We start from the raw sequence: 16,797 nt of genomic DNA on the forward strand, positions 1-16,797 counted from the left end.
ATACATGAAACAATTTTAAAAAATAATTATATTATATCTTGAATAAAATTTAAGAGCAATCTTAAAAAGATTATATATTTATATCTAAGTATTATATATAATATTTAGATATAAAATTTATTCTTAAATATATTTTCACTATATATTTAAAACTGTATTTAATTCATTAATATTTAATGTTTCAGTTCCCATTTTTTGTATAACTATACTTGCACCAATATTAGCATAAAAACATGATTCCTCTAAAGAATAACCTGTAGCTAAAGCAGAAGCAATAATTGAAATTACTGTATCTCCCGCACCTGTTACATCTGATGCTATTTTAGATATTGCTGGAAAATGTATTGGTTTTTTTTTAGGTTGAAATAATGTCATACCATTTTTAGATCGAGTAACTAATAATGCTGATAAATTTAGTTCGGATACTAATTTCATTCCTCTTGTAAATATTTGTTTTTCTTCATGGCACTTTCCTACTATTTTTTCAAATTCAGAAAGATTAGGTGTCAATAAACTAGCACCAGAATACTTTTTGAAATCTATTCCTTTGGGATCTATGAGTATATGAATAGACATTTTTTTTGCCAAACTGATAATTTTTTTAATTTGAAATAATGTTCCTTTTGCATAATCTGATAATATTAAAACTTTATAATATTTTAATGAATTTATAATTTTTTCATATAACAGATGAAAGTCATTAAAAATATATTTTTCTTCAAAGTCTAATCGCATTAATTGTTTTTTTTCTGATATAATTCTAATTTTTTTAATTGTTTTGCTATTTTTTACGCTGATAAAATCATAGCAAATATTAACATGATTAAGAAGTTTTTTTAATATTGTACCTTCAATATCTTCACCAATTAAACCAACTACTTTACATTTTCCGCCTATTTCTGCAATATTTTTAGCTACGTTTCCTGCGCCTCCTGGTTGTTCTATAACTTTTTTAATTAATGAAACAGGCATTGATTGTTCTGGTATCATATAATAATTTTTACTATACCAATAACAATCTAATATTAAGTCGCCGACGACAAGAACAAGTGCATTATTGAAATCTATAATTTCTTTTTTCATTGATAATCCTTTAAGATGTTATTAAAATTTATTATTTTTATATATTAATATTATCTATAAAATTATTATAGTCTTTAATTATTACAAATAATCTTTAAACATTTAAGTCTTTTGTGTTTTTTATTAAAAATAATATTTTGTTCTTAGTATGAGAAAATGTTTATGAAAATATATTTAGTTGGTGGCGCTGTTCGCGATCAATTGTTAAACTTACCTATTAAAGATAGAGATTGGGTAATAGTAGGAGCTACTAAAGAGATTTTGTTAAAAAAAAATTTTCAACAAGTAGGTAAAGATTTTCCAGTTTTTTTACATCCTAAAACGCGAGAAGAATATGCTTTGGCAAGAAAAGATAGAAAATTAGGGAAAGGTTATACTGATTTCCACACTGATTTTAGTTCATATATAACTCTAGAAGAGGATTTAATTAGACGCGATTTAACAATTAATGCTATTGCTCAAGATAAGTTTGGGAATTATATTGATCCTTATCAAGGTAAAAAAGATTTAGAAAATCGTCTATTACGTCATGTTTCACAATCTTTCACTGAAGATCCATTGCGTGTTTTACGAACAGCAAGATTTGCAGCTAAATTAATGCACTTAGGATTTCGTATTGCTACAGAAACTATGTTTTTAATGCGTGAAATAGTTAAAAAAAAAGAACTATTATATTTAACTGTAAATAGAATTTGGAACGAAACTGAAAAAGCGTTTAAAACTAAAAATCCGCATGTGTATTTACAGGTTTTATATTCTTGTGATGCGCTTAACTTAATATTTCCAGAAATATGTTTGTTATATGAACGAGAATTATTTTTTACAAACTTTTTTAATCATTTAAACAACCTTTTTTTATCACAAGGTTTATCTAAAATATCTACTTTAACTAAAGATATTTCTATACGCTTTTCTTATATATTTCAATTTTTTTCTTTAAATACAAACGATATTTTTAAGGAAAAATTTTACGATCAAGTTTCTGCATCTATTGTTCAAAAATTTTGTAATCGTTTGAATATTCCTACATATATTAAAGAAATAGCTATATTAAGTACTGGCTTTCATCATTTTCTAAATTCAATAAATTATCAATCTTCTAAAAATATTGTACATTTTTTTTGCAAAATAGATGCCTGGAGAAAACCCGATCGCGTTAAAATATTTTCATTTTTAAGCAACTTTAACTTTTTAAATAATATATCACAACAAAATAGATCAAATGATCATTCTAATATTAATTTATCACCTGGTTTTTTTTTAAAAAAATCTTTTTCTGTTGTACAAAATATATCTATTAAATCAATTCTACAGAAAGGATTCAAAGGAGATCAAATTAAAAATGAATTAAATAGAATAAGAATTAAAAAATTAGATTTATGGAGAATAAAAAATTTTAAAAAATTATTTTAATCATATAAAATAACGTTTTTAGTTTATAAAATAAATTAAAATAGCTAATATAAAACGATAAAATCCAAAAATTTTTAATGAAAACTTGTTAAGTATTTTAATAAATTTATTAATTGATAGTAAAGAAATTATTAAAGATATAAAAAATGCACTTAAATAATATGGTATACAATTGATATTCATATTATTTATATTCTTTATTAATTCTAGAATCGACGCTCCTATTGTTAAAGGAATTGAAATAATAAAAGAAAAATTTATTGCAACAGAGCGTTTTATCCCTAACAGCATTGCACTACCTATAGTAGCGCCTGATCTAGAAAATCCTGGATATAAGCACAGCGTTTCAAAACATCCAATAATAAATGATTGAAATAAACTGATTTCATCAATAGAATTCGTTTTATTTTTTTTAGGTTTAAAAATTTCAGAAATAATAAGAAAAAAACCTCCAAAAATCAATGCATACATAATGTTTTTGATATTAAATAATAATTTAATATCATTATAAAATATAAAACCTAAAGACGCTGTAGGTATAAGAGATATTAAAATATGAATATTTTTTGTTCTTTTTTTTCGCTTTTTAAATTTTATCAAATTGATTATTTTTTTAAAAAAAAATATCAATATTGCTATTGACGATCCTAATTGAACAAACGTTTTTAATATATCTGTATTTTTATTTAAAATACCTAGCCAATGGCTAATAATAATTATATGACCTGTCGATGAAATAGGTAAAAACTCTGTTATGCCTTCTATTAAACCAGTAACTACAGAAATAATTAATTTATAAACATATGCCATTTTTTTCTCTTTATTAGATAAAACGGTACTAAAATAATAGCACCGTTTTTATTTTTTAAGAATTAATTATATAAGGACATAATTATTGTTTCACCGGCTATGATAGAGCCTGATGATTTCTCTATTTTTTTAAATTTTTCCATATTAGATATTACTACTGGAGTTAAAATAGAACGTGCTTTTTTTTCTAATATATTTAAATCTAATAATACAATAACATCTCCTATTTTTACTTTTTGATTATCTTTTGCTATTTGTTTAAAACCCTCTCCTTTTAGTTTGATTGTATCAATTCCAAAATGCACAAACAATTCAACTCCATCTTCTGAAAGAATTGAAAAAGCATGTTTACTAGTAAGTATTTTACTAATAGTTCCATTGACTGGTGAGAGTATTTTATTTCCTGATGGTTTTATCGCGATGCCATCACCTACAATTTTCTTTGAAAATACTACATCTGGTACATCTTCAATGCTTATTATTTCACCTGATATAGGCGCAAAAATTTCTATTTTTTTTAAAAAATTAGATTTTTTTCTATTAAAAAAATCTGATAATAAACTCATTTTTTTCTCCTAAGTACTTCTATTATTAATTTTTTGTGTTTTAAAAATTAAACGACTCCTTAATTAAATTGATCTAATAAATTAAATATTTCTTCTGTTGTAGATAAAGTTAATATTTTTTTAGCTAAATTCTGAGCTTTGGAAAAAGATATTTTTCGAATAGTTTCTTTAATTTTAGGAATACTTGTTGAGCTCATACTAAACTCATCTAAACCCATGCCCAATAAAAGTGCAGTAATACGTTGATCTCCGGCTAATTCTCCGCACATACCGGTCCATTTTTTGTGTTTATGTGAAATATCAATAACTTTTTTAATTAATTTTAATACAGATGGGCTTATTGGATTGTATAAGTGTGAAATTAAATCATTGCCTCGATCAACAGCTAAGGTATACTGTGTTAAATCATTAGTACCAATGCTAAAAAAATCTACTTCTTTTATTAAATACTCCGCTATTATAGCTGATGCAGGAGTTTCTATCATAATTCCAATTTTAATATTTTTATCAAATAGTATGTTATTATTATCTAGTTGATCTTTTAATTTTTGAATTTCTTTTTTTAATATTCTAATTTCTTCTACAGATATAATCATAGGAAATAAAATACATATTCTGCCAAAAGCAGAAGCTCTAAGTATGGCTTTTAATTGAGTATGTAAAATTTCTTTTCTATCCATTAAAATACGTATAGCTCTCCATCCAAGAAATGGGTTATCTTCTTTTGGAAGATTCATATATGGTAAATCTTTATCTCCACCAATATCCATAGTTCTTATGATGACTGATTTATTTCGCATGATTTCTGCAATTTCTTTATATGCTTGAAATTGTTCTTGTTCTGTAGGTAATTTATTACGACCCATAAATAAAAATTCTGTTCGGTAAAGACCAATACATTCAGCGCCATTTTTTTTTGCTGATTCAGCGTCTTGAATATTTCCAATATTGGAACCAATTTTAACATTGTGCCCATCAATTGTAGTTGCTGGTAAGTTTTTTAATTTTTTAAAGCTGTTTTTTTTAAAAAAATATTTTTTTTCTACTTCTCGTTTATTCTTTATCAATTCACCAGAAGGATTGATAAAAATTTGATTATTAATTGAATCTAAAATAATATAATCATTATTTTTTACTTGATTTGTAATATTTCCAGTGCCCACAATGGCAGGTATTTCAAGTGATCTTGCCATAATTGAAGTATGTGATGTTGGGCCGCCTAAATCTGTAATAAATCCTAATATGTATTTCAAATTGATTTGTGCAGTTTCTGAAGGAGTGAGATCTTTTGAAATTAAAATTACTTTATTTTTTATATTATTTAAATCAATAATATCAATATTAAGTATGTTTTTTAACAAACGCAAACCAATGTCCCTTACATCAACTGCTCTATTTTTTAAATATTCATCTTTTATTTTTTCTAACGCTTGAGCTTGTACGTTAATTACGTGCTCGGTTGCTTCTGCTGCTGATATTTTTTTTTCTTTAATTAAGTCAATTATTTCTTTTTCTAGTTCCTCATCTTCAAGAAGCATAATATGACCTTCAAAAATACCTTCTTGTTTTTTCCCGAATTTTTTTCCTGTATTTAATTTTATTTCTGTTAATTGATTTACTGATTTTTTTCGTCCATTAAAAAATTTATTTATTTCTATTTCGATATTTTCGATAGAAATCATTTTCCGGTTAATGACAATATTTTCATTATTTAATAAAAGAGCATTGCCAAAAGCTATACCCGGTGATGCTAAAATGCCCGAAATCATAACATTACCTTTAACTATAAATTTTACATTTGTTTCAGAGAGGAAAACATTAAATGTCAGGCGAATATACTTTTTATAAGAGTAATCCGGAAGCAGTATTAAACCTCCGGAATCTTCATAAAAATTCATAAATTATTTTTAATTATGATTTATTCTAATTCTGTCATTATTTTAGATAAATGTTCAATAGCTTCTTTTTCATCTTTTCCTTCTGCAGATAACGTAATTAAACTTCCACATACTAAACCAAGTGTTTGAATTTTAAATAAACTTTTTGCATTAACAGATTTTCCATTATAGATAATATAGATATCAGAAAGAAATTTTTTTGCTTCTTTTACAAATTCAGCTGCAGGTCGAGTATGCAAGCCGTGTGATGCAGTAATTTTTATTTCGTTTTGAAACATTTTTTTTCCTTAGTAATATTTAATTATAGAGATATTTTTATTTTAAATGTGAAAATACAACTTCTATAATAAAATTTTTATTGTTTCTTATTAAAGAAGTTGTATTTTTAATTTTTCTTTCTATTTTGAAATTTTTTAGTAAATAGTTCTGTACTTAAATATCGCTCTCCAGAGGAAGGTAGTATTGCTACTATTTTTTTGTTTAAAAATTGTTTTTGATTTTGTATTTGTATAGCAGCTGCAATAGCAGCACCAGAGGAAATACCAGATAATATTCCTTCTTTTTGCATTATTTTTTGAGCATATAAAATTGCTTCTTCACTTGATATTGTTATTACTTGGTCAATTAAACTTAAATCTAAGTTTTTTGGAATAAAACCAGCTCCGATACCTTGAATTTTATGTAATCCAGGCTGTATTTTTTTACATGATAAAAATTGGGTAATTACAGGTGATTCTGAGGGTTCTACAGCAATACTAATAAAATCTTTTTTCTTTTTGATATTTTTTATATATCTTGTGATGCCCGTGATTGTTCCGCCTGTGCCTACTCCTGAAACTAATATGTCTATATCACCATTTGTGTCATTCCAAATTTCTGGGCCAGTAGTTTTTTCATGTATTTCTGGATTAGCAGGATTTTCAAATTGTTTCAACAAAAAATATTTATTTTCATTTAAATATGCAATTTCATTTGCTTTATCAATTGCTCCTTTCATTCCATGTTTGCTATCTGTTAAAATTAATTTTGCTCCTAAAGATTTTAAAAGTTGCCTCCTTTCCATAGACATTGATTCTGGCATTGTAAGAACTAAATTATAATTTCTAGCCGCTGCAACATATGCTAAAGCTATCCCTGTATTCCCGCTTGTAGCTTCAAGTAATGTGATATTTTTGTTTAAATTTCCCTTTTTTTCTGCATCCCATATCATATTAGCACCAATTCTGCATTTAACACTAAAACTTGGATTTCTGGATTCTATTTTTACTAAAATATTTCCATTACCTATTTTGTTTAAACGAACAATTGGTGTATTTCCAATAGTGAATGAATTATCTTGATATATTTTACTCATTTTTTTCCATTTTTTAAAATTGATAATATGTAGTGTAAATATTATTTGTGATTATTTGTTATCTTGTAAGATTTATTCAATATATATCTTTTATTATACTTTTTAATAATTATTAGAAAAATTTATTTTCATAAACCAATAAAATTAATTCTAAATTATTTTATTTTTATTAATTAATAAATAGCACGTACTTATTTTAATGTTAAATTTCATATTATTTGCTTTCTTATATATCTAGTGTATAAAATAATATTCTTTTAACCTATTAATATAATAAAAATTTTATCTTTTATAATTTCTTCGTATTTAAGATAAAATATTTTTTATATTGTAAAGTTATATTATAAAAATATTAATATGTTTGATTAAAATTTTTAATATAATTTCTATTGTCATGCTAATTTCTTATCCAGTATATTTATGAAAAAAATTAAATATAAAATTAACAAATTACGTAAAGAAATTTTGAAATATGATTATTTTTATCATACTTTAGATAAACCTATTGTGTCTGATGCAGAATATGATTATTTATTCAATCAATTATATAATTTAGAATCAAAATACAAACAGTTCATTACTCCTGATTCACCTACTCAGAAAGCAGGGTCGAATTTACTTGATAAGTTTAAAAAGGTATCGCATTTTTTCCCTATGTTATCTTTAGAAAATACATTTGATTTAAAGGGATATTTAAAATTTGAAAATAGAATTAAGAAAAAATACATGATTAATTCTGCAATAGATTTTTGCTGTGAGTTAAAAATCGATGGGATAGCAGTGAGTTTAATTTATGAAGAAGGAAATTTAATTCGAGCTGCAACTCGAGGTGATGGTTTTTTTGGAGAAAATATTACGAATAATATAAGAACAATTAAATCTATTCCATCAAAATTAAAGGGATTTAATATACCGAAAAGATTAGAAATACGAGGTGAAGTTTTTATGTTAAAATCTGATTTTTTTGAGTTGAATATTGAATCTTTTACAGGTAAAAAAAAATATTTTTCTAACCCTAGAAACGCAGCTGCTGGATCTTTGAGGCAAATTGATTCTAAAATTACAGCCAAAAGGAAATTGATGTTTTTTTGTCATGGATTTAATTTTTTTGAGGAAACAGAGTCTTTTAAAACTCATTATGATGTACTGATGCAATTAAAAAATTGGGGTATACCAGTTAACGAGGAAGTATTAATTTGTTTTAATCATTTAGAAATATTAAATTTTTATAGAAAGTTTGAAAAACATCGTGCATCATTTGATTTTGATATAGATGGTATTGTTATAAAATTAAATTCGCTTTATTTACAAAAAAAATTAGGATTTAATAGTAAATCACCAAGATGGGCTATTGCTTTTAAATTTTTTTCTAAAGAAGAAATAAGTAAATTAGAGGATGTAAAATTTGAAGTAGGAAGAACTGGGGTAATTACACCAGTAGCTTATTTTAATCCAGTTTATATTTCAGGAGTTTTGATTAAAAAAGCATCTTTATATAATAAGAATGAAATTGATAGATTAAATTTACATTTTAATGATTATATTATTATAAAACGTTCCGGAGATGTTATCCCTAAAATTATAAGCGTTATTATAAAAAATCGCTCTAAAAACGCAAAAAAAGTATTCTTTCCAATTTATTGCCCAGTCTGTAATTCAGAACTATTATTAAATAAAGAAGAAAAAATAGTCCGTTGTCTCTCTGGATTAATATGTGATGCTCAAAAAAAAAAATTATTTTGTCATTTCTTCTCTAAAAATGCATTAGATGCCAATGGATTAGGCCCTAAAGTTATTTATAAATTAATTCAAAAAAAAGTTGTTTTAAATTTAATAGATTTTTTTTATCTTACAAAAGAACAACTAAAAAGTTTATCCAATATAGGTGAAAAAAAAAGTATTAAAATAATTGAAACTATAGTTAAATCTAAGAAAACTACTATGAATCGTTTTATTTATGCTTTAGGAATTTTTTCTGTAGGTGAAATTATATCGCAAAAGTTATCTAATTATTTTATTTTTCCAGATAATTTAGTTAATGCTTCTCAGAAAGAATTAGAATCAATAGATGGAATAGGAAAAGTAGTTGCTAATAATATATTTAATTATTTTTCTATTTCTGAAAATCGTAAATTAGTGAGTAAACTGATAGAAATTTTAGATATTGATCCATGTCATAATCAGTGTTTTAATAAAAATAATGTATTAAATAAAAATATCGTCATAACAGGTATATTTAAAGATTTTTCTAGAAGTAAACTAAAAGCAATTTTAATTAAATTAGGTGCTCGTATTAGTAATAAAATTTCTAAAAAAACAGAATTATTAATATTTGGTAAAAAAGTTGGTAGTAAGTTTTTTGAGGCAAGCCAATTAAATATTGAAACGATGAATGAAGAGGAGTTAAATTCTTTAATTAAAAAAGAAAATAATTAAATTTTTTGGGTCGTGCAGGATTTGAACCTGCGACCAATTGATTAAAAGTCAACTGCTCTACCAACTGAGCTAACGACCCATATTTTATTTGGGTGATGACGGACTCGAACCGCCGACTTCCTCCGTGTAAAGGAGGAGCTCTACCAACTGAGCTAATCACCCTTTAATAACTTATATTGTAAAGATAAGAAAAATAGAGTCAATCTTTTTTTTAAAAAGATTATTTGTTTGTTGTAATTTTAATCGTTATGATGAAATAATTATCTATATTTATGACATATAAAATTTATTTTCTAACTTTATATAGATATTTTAAAATATTTCAAGGAATATATGAAAGTTAAAACTCGTTTTGCACCTAGTCCTACTGGGGATTTACATATCGGTAGTGTACGTACAGCTTTGTATTCTTGGTTGTTTGCACGTCGTTATAATGGAAAGTTTATACTACGTATAGAAGACACTGATTTTGAAAGATCTAAATCATTATCAGTTGAGTCTATTTTAAAAGGATTAAAATGGTTGGGATTAAATTGGGACGAAGGACCTTACTTTCAAACTCAACGATTAGATCGCTATAGAGAAGTAATTGAAATTATGTTGAATACAGGTAATGCTTATAAATGTTATTGTTCTCCGAAAGAAATAGAAGCAGAGCGCTTTAAACAACTTTCCGAAGGGAAAAAACCACATTACACTAGAGTGTGTAGAAACTTAAAGATTAAAAATATTAATAAAAAATACGCAATTCGCTTTAAAAACCCCACTTCTGGAAAAGTTACTTTTGAAGATAAAATTAGAGGAAAAATTACTTTTAATAATCTAGAGTTAGATGATCTTATAATTCAACGTTCAAATGGAATGCCAACTTATAATTTTTGCGTTGTAATTGATGATCTAGATATGAATATTACACATGTTATTCGTGGGGAAGATCATATCAATAATACACCTCGTCAAATAAATATTTTGAAATCTTTAAATGCAAAAATACCTATTTATGCTCATGTTTCTATGATACTTAATGAAAATGGAAAAAAATTTTCTAAAAGAGATAACTCAGAAAACATTATTGAGTACTATAAAAAAGGTTTTTTACCAGAAGCATTAATCAACTATATAATAAGATTAGGTTGGTCCCATGGTGATCAAGAAATTTTTAATCTTGCTGAATTAAAAAAGTTATTTAATTTAGATACTATTAATAAATCCTCTAGTGCTTTTAACATTAAAAAACTTTTATGGTTAAATAAATACTACATTAATAATTTATCGATAGATTATATTTGCAATATCTTAAAGGATTACATGAAAAATGAGAATATAAATATAGAAAAAGGACCTAATTTAAAATTTTTATTAAATTTATATAAAAATCGTTTTTATACTCTGCAAGATATGGCATGTAATTTTAGATTTTTTTATGAAGAATTTGAATCTTTTGATCTTCAATCTGCTAATAAATATTTAATTTTAAAAAATCTTTGTATATTAACGAATATTTATAACAAAATGAAAAATTTTTCTTTTTGGGAAATTGAAATACTATCTGAAGCTATCCATAATGAAGCTATAAAATTAAATATAAAATTAAAAGAAATAAACATGTTGTTACGGGTTGTACTAACAGGAAGAGCATATTCTCCGAATATAAGTTCAGTGATTTTTTTACTTGGAAAAGAAAAAACTTTGTTAAGATTAAAAAAAGCGATACTTTTTATAAAAAATAAAACTTATGTAAAATCTTAAATAAGACACTCATTAAAAATAAAATAGTAATTAAGATAAAAGCATTTTATTAGAAAAATAAATTGACAGAATTCATGTGTTTTTATATTGTAATAATTTTGGGGTTATAGCTCAGTAGGCAGAGCATTTGCATGGCATGCAAAATGTCAGCGGTTCGATTCCGCTTAGCTCCAAAAATTTTAAAAAATCTTCAAAATGTCAATTTTTTTATATAATAATTTTAATATTGTTTAAAATACTTGAAAATGCTGTGCGCAATAAAATTAAGCACAGCATTTTAAGTTAAATTTGCTGATTCATTATTTCTTTATAAGCTGATATAAATTTATTTCTAATTTGAATAGCTAATTCTATGGAAATAGAAGATTTTTGTAAATTTATCATTACGTCATTTAAAGACATAGAAGATGGATTTAATTCAAATTTTTCAATACTTTTCTGTGCATTATTTTGAATTTTATTAACTTCTCCTAATGCTGTTTGAAAGAATTGAGTAAAATTGTTAGATTCTTGAATGTTTTTTTCATTATTTTTTTTATTTTCATCTAAAAAATTAATTTTGGTATAAATATTTTCATTATAAATGTTATCAATAAACATATCTTCCTCTAAAATTATTATTATAATTTTTAAAATAATATCATATTTTTTTAAAAGATAAACATTTTATGTTATAGGTAATTTATCAGCAAATGTTTTTATTTCAAATGAAATTTAGTTGTTGTTCAATTATAGTTGAGATTGTCTACTAGATTAGGAAGATGTTATGAATTTTAGTGCTATAGAAGAATCAATTTCAGAAGAGAAAAAAAAGTTGAGTAATTTTTTATCTTATTTTTTTAAAAATGCGCGTGTTTTAATAATTTTATTAATAATAGCAGTTATTGCTACTATTTCTATTTCAGTGTGGAGGAAATCTTCTGACTATCAAGTTTTATACAATAATTTATCCTCTGAAGATGGAGAATCCATTATTGGTTATTTAAATCAAATGAAAGTTCCTTATCAGTTTTCTGAAAATTCTGGAAAATTATTAGTTCCAAAAAACCAAATTTATGATATACGCTTACACTTATCAGAAAAAAAATTTCTGCATAAAGGAGTGGGTTTTGAAATTTTAGATAAAGAAAAATTTGGAATTAGTCAGTTTAATCAGCAAATTAATTACCAACGTGCTTTAGAAGGTGAATTAGCTCGTACTATAGAAAGAATTAATGTTGTAAAAAGCGCTAGAATACACATAGCTATGCAAAAAAATTCTTTATTTTTACAGGATAAAAAAAAACCATCAGCTTCAGTTATTTTAAGTTTAACACCCGGAACTCAATTAAATACAAGCCAAACAAACGCTATATTGCATTTAATATCTAATAGTATATCTGATCTACCTATAGATAACATCACGATTGTTGATGAATTTGGTAAGCTATTAAATAACTCTATATCACAGTCAGATGAAATAAACGATACTAAATTAAAATATTCTGAAAAGATTGAATTAAGATACATTAATAAAATTCAAAGTATTTTAGAACCATTGTTTGGAGTTGGAAATGTACATTCCCAAGTAACTGCTCAAATTGATTTTAATTCTCAAGAAAAAACACGTGAGCGATATGATCCCAACGCAAATTATAAAAATCAATCGATTCGCTCACATCAAACGACTATTAATGACAATATAAAAAATCAGAACTTAAACGATTATAGCAATTATTTTAATAAAAATAATTTATTTAATAATAATAATTCTAATAATGAATCTAAAAAATATAATGTTATAGAAAATCACAAATTTTTCAAAGATGGTGTTATAAACTCTCGCTCTGCAATTAATCATGATGATACAATTAATTATGAATTAAATCATACTTTATCACATATAAAAATGAATGTTGGAGAAATTAAAAGATTATCTGCTGCAGTAGTTATTAACCTTATTAAAGATAAAAATGGAAAACTAATTTCTTTGAGTTCAGATCAAATAAAAAATATAAAAAATTTAATCTGTGAATCTATAGGTTATTCTAAAATTAGAGGTGATAGTGTACATATAATCAATGAATCTTTTAATCAACATGATAAAAATGTTTTGACTAAGTTTGATAATTTTAATCAATCTAATATTTTTAATACTTTTTCAATTTTAATCCCATGGTGTATTTCGGGTTTATTTTTTTTATATTTTTTAAAAAAATATATTTTCTATTTTTCAAAAAGCGTCCTTAAAAACAAAAAATTAAATAATAAGAAAATAAGAGAGGAGATTGTTAATTCTGATAAAAATGAATTCGCGAATGATATTGAAGAAACAACTTTAAAATATTCACATACAGAAAAAACAGATAATTTAATTCATCAAATTTGTAATATATCTAATCAAAATCCACGTGTTATAGCATCGATTATTCGTCAATGGATGGGTGATAAAAAATGATTTTAAATGGTACTGAAAAGAGCGCGCTTTTATTAATGTCAATAGGATCTGATCAAGCTTCAGAAGTGTTAAAATATTTAACTCCTTTTGAAGTTCAAGAATTAGTTACTCATATGGTTAATATTAATAACTTTTCTAATGTAGCTTTAAATAAAGTATTAACTGAATGTTATGATCTTTTTATGCAAAATAATAATTTAGTTTATAATAATAATGATGAGTATATATCTGATATGTTAATTAAAGCGATAGGCGATAAACAAGGAAATGTTTTATTAAGTGAAGCGCTAGAAACAAGAAATGTTAAAATGTCTATCAAATCTCTTAATGCAATGGAACCGTCTAAATTAGCTTCCTTATTAGAAGAGCAACATGCTCAAATTGTTTCAACAATACTTGTTTATTTAGATCAAAATCAATCAGCTCGAGTTTTATCCTTTTTCAAAGAAGAAAAACGTATTGAAATTATAATTAAAATTTCTGAATTTAATGGTCTTGAAGAAAAAAAATTTGTTGAATTAAAAAATATTATTAACCATTTAATCAACAAAAAAAAATGCACTTTTTCAAATACAGGAGGTATTAAAACTGTTGCTAAGATTTTACGTTCCATGAAGATAGAAAATGAAAAAAATTTACTAAAGAAAATTGAATCTTCTAATAAGGAGTTGTCTAGTAAAATTATTAAAGAACTATATTCATTTGAAAATATAATAAATATTGATGATGATGTGATTAAATGTTTAGTAAAGAATTTAGAAGAAGAAAAATTATATATTGCACTTCAAGGTAGTCACGAAATTATAAAAAATAAGTTTTTCAATAATATGGACGAAGAAAAATTAAAAAATTTATCACTTTACTTAAAGAAAAAATCTTATGCCTCTAATATAGCTGTAGAAAATGAGCAAAAATTAATTTTAATGATGATTAGAAATATTTTAGATTATGGTGTTTTTTCGATAGAAAATTTAGGAAAGTATTATGTCTGATGCGGATTTAAAAAAAACATGGAAAAAATGGCATCCAGAAGAAATTTTTTTAAATAATTCAGAGAAAAAATATAATGTTTTTTGGAATACGAGTGTTTTAAAAGAAACAGATTTTTCTACTGAAAAAAAAGATGAATTAGATCGTAAATTTAAACAATTAAATAAACTACAAAAACAATCTTTTAATGATGAATCATGTTTTTTAAATATCAAGAAAGAACTTGAAGAAAAAAAAAGAAAATATGTTTTATTGAATGATAAGTTAAAAAATTTATGTTTAAGTTTTGAGTCTGAAATTTCTTTATTTGAAAAAACATTATCTTCGCGTTTATTAAAAACAATATTAATGATTTCTTCTTATATTGTTGGAGAAAACTTTTTAATTAATGAATCAGTTTTGTTAGAAAAAGTAAAAAAAATTGTAAAAAACGATAATTTTTTTTTGAAAAAACCAAAATTAGTTGTGCACCCTAGCAATAAAAAAATGTTAGAAGAAATTTTAAAAAAATCGGTAGATAATAAATGGGAATTAGTTTTCAATAATAGTATTGATATTAATAGTTTTAAAATTCTCTCTGAACAGAGTAATATAGATGGTACTATTTATGCAAGATGGAAAGAAGTATATCGTGTTATTCTTGAAGAAGGGGAGGGTAGTTGATGCAATTTAAATACGATAAATTATTTGATAAAATTGCTTCCTTTGAGAATAAAATAAATAGTCTTTCCGAATGTGTTATGTATGGATATGTAATCAGTATACATGGTTCAGTATTAGAGGTAACAGGTTTACAAGCTCCGATTGGAGCTGAATGTATTATCGAAAAAATAATAGACGAAAAGATTTTAAATATTTCAGCTCAAGTTATGAATTTCAAAAAGGGAAAAACATTATTGTTTTCTTTTGAAGAAACCTACGGTATTTTGCCTGGTGCTAAAGTTTTTTTAAAGATATCTAGAAAAATGCATCCTTTATTTAGAAAAGTTCCACTAGGTATGAATTTATTAGGAAGAGTATTAAATGCTAAAGGACGTGCATTAGATAAACTATCTGAATTAGATTCGAAATGTTTTAAAGTCGTAGAAAACAAACGCATTAATCCGTTGAATAGAAAACCAATTAATGAAATCCTGGATACAGGAATACGAGCAATAAATGGGCTACTAACTATTGGAAAAGGCCAAAGAATAGGAATTTTTTCAAGCTCAGGAATTGGAAAAAGTGTTCTTCTAGGTATGATGGCAAAATATACGAAAGCAGATGTAGTAGTTATTGGATTAATCGGAGAAAGAGGAAGGGAAGTTAAAGATTTTATAGAAAATATATTAGGATTAGATGGTTTATCAAAATCTGTAGTAATAGCAGCTCCAGCAGATACTTCGCCTTTATTGCAAATAGAAGCCGCATCATATGTTACAACTATAGCTGAATATTTTCGCGATAAAGATAAAAATGTTTTGCTAATTATGGATTCATTAACTCGTTATGCAATGGCTCAAAGAGAAGTTTCTTTATCTTTAGGTGAATTACCAGTTTCTCGAGGATATCCATCTTCTGTTTTTTTTAAAATTCCTGCTTTAGTAGAACGATCAGGAAATACAGATAACAAAGGATCTATTACTTCATTTTATACAGTTTTAACTGAAAACAATGAAGATCAAGATCCTGTTGCACATATTTGTCGTTCTATACTTGATGGGCATATTGTTTTATCTCGCTATTATGCAGATTTAGGGCATTATCCTGCTATTGATATAGAATCTTCTATCAGTCGTGTTATGCCTGAGATTATTACCCCAGAACAATATTCAAAAGCTTGCTATTTTAAAAAGTTAGTAGCTTCGTATCAAAGAAATAAAGATCTCATTAATATTGGGGCTTACGTTAAAGGAAATGATTTAATTTTAGATGATGCCATAAAAAAATGGACAAATTTAGAAAAATTTTTACAACAAACACCGTCAGAAAAAAGTAATTATTTAGTTTCTTGTGAAAGTTTAAACAAAATATTTAGTTAAATTATTTTATTTTTACATTTATTAATTTTTTCATATTTAA

General features: G+C 24.7%; 14 protein-coding genes and 3 tRNA genes. 8 read left to right on the forward strand and 9 right to left on the reverse strand.

The genetic code is table 11. The annotated features are described in order from the left end of the window. Positions 1–138 precede the first annotated feature (138 nt). Positions 139–1,083, reverse strand: a complete 945-nt coding sequence (gene rfaE1 / locus HU701_RS00510; protein WP_158345941.1) for a D-glycero-beta-D-manno-heptose-7-phosphate kinase — start codon at positions 1,081–1,083, stop codon at positions 139–141. A gap of 162 nt (positions 1,084–1,245) precedes the next feature. Between rfaE1 and HU701_RS00515 the strand changes: the two genes are divergently transcribed. Continuing rightward, the gene (locus HU701_RS00515; protein WP_158345943.1) at positions 1,246–2,496 is read left to right on the forward strand and encodes a tRNA CCA-pyrophosphorylase; all 1,251 of its coding nucleotides are present in this window, start codon (positions 1,246–1,248) and stop codon (positions 2,494–2,496) included. Positions 2,497–2,514: 18 nt separating this feature from the next. Here the strand turns inward: HU701_RS00515 and HU701_RS00520 are convergent, their stop codons facing one another. The 5 genes from HU701_RS00520 to cysK form a co-directional block, all read right to left on the reverse strand. Beyond that, a complete protein-coding gene (locus tag HU701_RS00520) occupies positions 2,515–3,306 on the reverse strand; it encodes an undecaprenyl-diphosphate phosphatase (RefSeq protein WP_158345945.1) in 792 nt (263 codons plus the stop codon). Between the two features lie 62 nt (positions 3,307–3,368). After that, positions 3,369–3,872, reverse strand: a complete 504-nt coding sequence (gene crr / locus HU701_RS00525; RefSeq protein ID WP_158345947.1) for a PTS glucose transporter subunit IIA — start codon at positions 3,870–3,872, stop codon at positions 3,369–3,371. A 59-nt stretch (positions 3,873–3,931) separates the two neighbouring features. Then, positions 3,932–5,641 (reverse strand): phosphoenolpyruvate-protein phosphotransferase PtsI, encoded by a 1,710-nt coding sequence (ptsI, locus tag HU701_RS00530; protein ID WP_178919463.1) that lies wholly within the window; start codon positions 5,639–5,641, stop codon positions 3,932–3,934. 149 nt (positions 5,642–5,790) lie between these two features. Then, positions 5,791–6,048 carry an HPr family phosphocarrier protein gene (locus HU701_RS00535; RefSeq protein ID WP_158345949.1) on the reverse strand — a complete coding sequence of 86 codons (258 nt, stop codon included), beginning with the start codon at positions 6,046–6,048 and terminating at the stop codon, positions 5,791–5,793. A gap of 107 nt (positions 6,049–6,155) precedes the next feature. Further along, positions 6,156–7,124: a cysteine synthase A gene (gene cysK, locus HU701_RS00540; protein ID WP_178918928.1), complete on the reverse strand. Its 969-nt coding sequence runs from the start codon at positions 7,122–7,124 to the stop codon at positions 6,156–6,158. 420 nt (positions 7,125–7,544) lie between these two features. Here cysK and ligA point away from each other — a divergent pair, with 420 nt between their 5' ends. Further along, positions 7,545–9,560, forward strand: coding sequence for an NAD-dependent DNA ligase LigA (ligA, locus tag HU701_RS00545; protein WP_178918931.1), 2,016 nt, complete (start codon positions 7,545–7,547; stop codon positions 9,558–9,560). 6 nt (positions 9,561–9,566) lie between these two features. On the opposite strand, the gene HU701_RS00550 is transcribed toward ligA, so the two are convergent. Both HU701_RS00550 and HU701_RS00555 read right to left on the reverse strand, forming a co-directional pair. Next, a tRNA-Lys gene (locus HU701_RS00550) sits at positions 9,567–9,639 on the reverse strand. Between the two features lie 10 nt (positions 9,640–9,649). Then, positions 9,650–9,722, reverse strand: a tRNA-Val gene (locus HU701_RS00555). 171 nt (positions 9,723–9,893) lie between these two features. Here HU701_RS00555 and gltX point away from each other — a divergent pair. Then, on the forward strand, positions 9,894–11,309 hold the full coding sequence (gltX, locus tag HU701_RS00560) for a glutamate--tRNA ligase (RefSeq protein ID WP_178918933.1): 1,416 nt from the start codon (positions 9,894–9,896) through the stop codon (positions 11,307–11,309). Positions 11,310–11,409: 100 nt separating this feature from the next. Beyond that, a tRNA-Ala gene (locus tag HU701_RS00565) sits at positions 11,410–11,482 on the forward strand. Positions 11,483–11,591: 109 nt separating this feature from the next. On the opposite strand, the gene fliE is transcribed toward HU701_RS00565, so the two are convergent. Then, positions 11,592–11,909: a flagellar hook-basal body complex protein FliE gene (gene fliE, locus HU701_RS00570; RefSeq protein WP_178918935.1), complete on the reverse strand. Its 318-nt coding sequence runs from the start codon at positions 11,907–11,909 to the stop codon at positions 11,592–11,594. 166 nt (positions 11,910–12,075) lie between these two features. On the opposite strand from fliE, the gene fliF reads away from it, so the two are divergent. The 4 genes from fliF to HU701_RS00590 are packed head-to-tail and all read left to right on the forward strand — an operon-like array spanning position 12,076 to position 16,757. Then, a complete protein-coding gene (fliF, locus tag HU701_RS00575) occupies positions 12,076–13,746 on the forward strand; it encodes a flagellar basal-body MS-ring/collar protein FliF (RefSeq protein ID WP_178918937.1) in 1,671 nt (556 codons plus the stop codon). Next, positions 13,743–14,738, forward strand: a complete 996-nt coding sequence (locus HU701_RS00580) for a FliG C-terminal domain-containing protein (protein WP_178918939.1) — start codon at positions 13,743–13,745, stop codon at positions 14,736–14,738. The genes fliF and HU701_RS00580 overlap by 4 nt, the downstream gene beginning before the upstream one ends. Beyond that, a complete protein-coding gene (locus HU701_RS00585) occupies positions 14,731–15,399 on the forward strand; it encodes a FliH/SctL family protein (protein WP_178918941.1) in 669 nt (222 codons plus the stop codon). Before HU701_RS00580 ends, HU701_RS00585 begins: the two co-directional genes overlap by 8 nt. Continuing rightward, the gene (locus tag HU701_RS00590; RefSeq protein ID WP_178918943.1) at positions 15,399–16,757 is read left to right on the forward strand and encodes a FliI/YscN family ATPase; all 1,359 of its coding nucleotides are present in this window, start codon (positions 15,399–15,401) and stop codon (positions 16,755–16,757) included. The genes HU701_RS00585 and HU701_RS00590 overlap by 1 nt, the downstream gene beginning before the upstream one ends. The last annotated feature ends 40 nt before the right edge of the window (positions 16,758–16,797 follow it).

This window comes from Buchnera aphidicola (Aphis gossypii) (assembly GCF_013394915.1).
Taxonomy (GTDB): domain Bacteria; phylum Pseudomonadota; class Gammaproteobacteria; order Enterobacterales; family Enterobacteriaceae; genus Buchnera; species Buchnera aphidicola_AZ.

Excerpts from the sequence above, each read along its gene's own strand:
- HU701_RS00580 (WP_178918939.1), top strand. The coding sequence starts at position 13,743 with ATGATTTTAAATGGTACTGAAAAGAGCGCGCTTTTATTAATGTCAATA.
- HU701_RS00535 (WP_158345949.1), bottom strand. The coding sequence starts at position 6,048 with ATGTTTCAAAACGAAATAAAAATTACTGCATCACACGGCTTGCATACT.
- rfaE1 (WP_158345941.1), bottom strand. The coding sequence starts at position 1,083 with ATGAAAAAAGAAATTATAGATTTCAATAATGCACTTGTTCTTGTCGTC.
- HU701_RS00515 (WP_158345943.1), top strand. The coding sequence starts at position 1,246 with ATGAAAATATATTTAGTTGGTGGCGCTGTTCGCGATCAATTGTTAAAC.
- HU701_RS00520 (WP_158345945.1), bottom strand. The coding sequence starts at position 3,306 with ATGGCATATGTTTATAAATTAATTATTTCTGTAGTTACTGGTTTAATA.
- HU701_RS00585 (WP_178918941.1), top strand. The coding sequence starts at position 14,731 with ATGTCTGATGCGGATTTAAAAAAAACATGGAAAAAATGGCATCCAGAA.
- fliF (WP_178918937.1), top strand. The coding sequence starts at position 12,076 with ATGAATTTTAGTGCTATAGAAGAATCAATTTCAGAAGAGAAAAAAAAG.
- cysK (WP_178918928.1), bottom strand. The coding sequence starts at position 7,124 with ATGAGTAAAATATATCAAGATAATTCATTCACTATTGGAAATACACCA.
- crr (WP_158345947.1), bottom strand. The coding sequence starts at position 3,872 with ATGAGTTTATTATCAGATTTTTTTAATAGAAAAAAATCTAATTTTTTA.
- ligA (WP_178918931.1), top strand. The coding sequence starts at position 7,545 with ATGAAAAAAATTAAATATAAAATTAACAAATTACGTAAAGAAATTTTG.
- HU701_RS00590 (WP_178918943.1), top strand. The coding sequence starts at position 15,399 with ATGCAATTTAAATACGATAAATTATTTGATAAAATTGCTTCCTTTGAG.
- ptsI (WP_178919463.1), bottom strand. The coding sequence starts at position 5,641 with ATGATTTCGGGCATTTTAGCATCACCGGGTATAGCTTTTGGCAATGCT.
- fliE (WP_178918935.1), bottom strand. The coding sequence starts at position 11,909 with ATGTTTATTGATAACATTTATAATGAAAATATTTATACCAAAATTAAT.
- gltX (WP_178918933.1), top strand. The coding sequence starts at position 9,894 with ATGAAAGTTAAAACTCGTTTTGCACCTAGTCCTACTGGGGATTTACAT.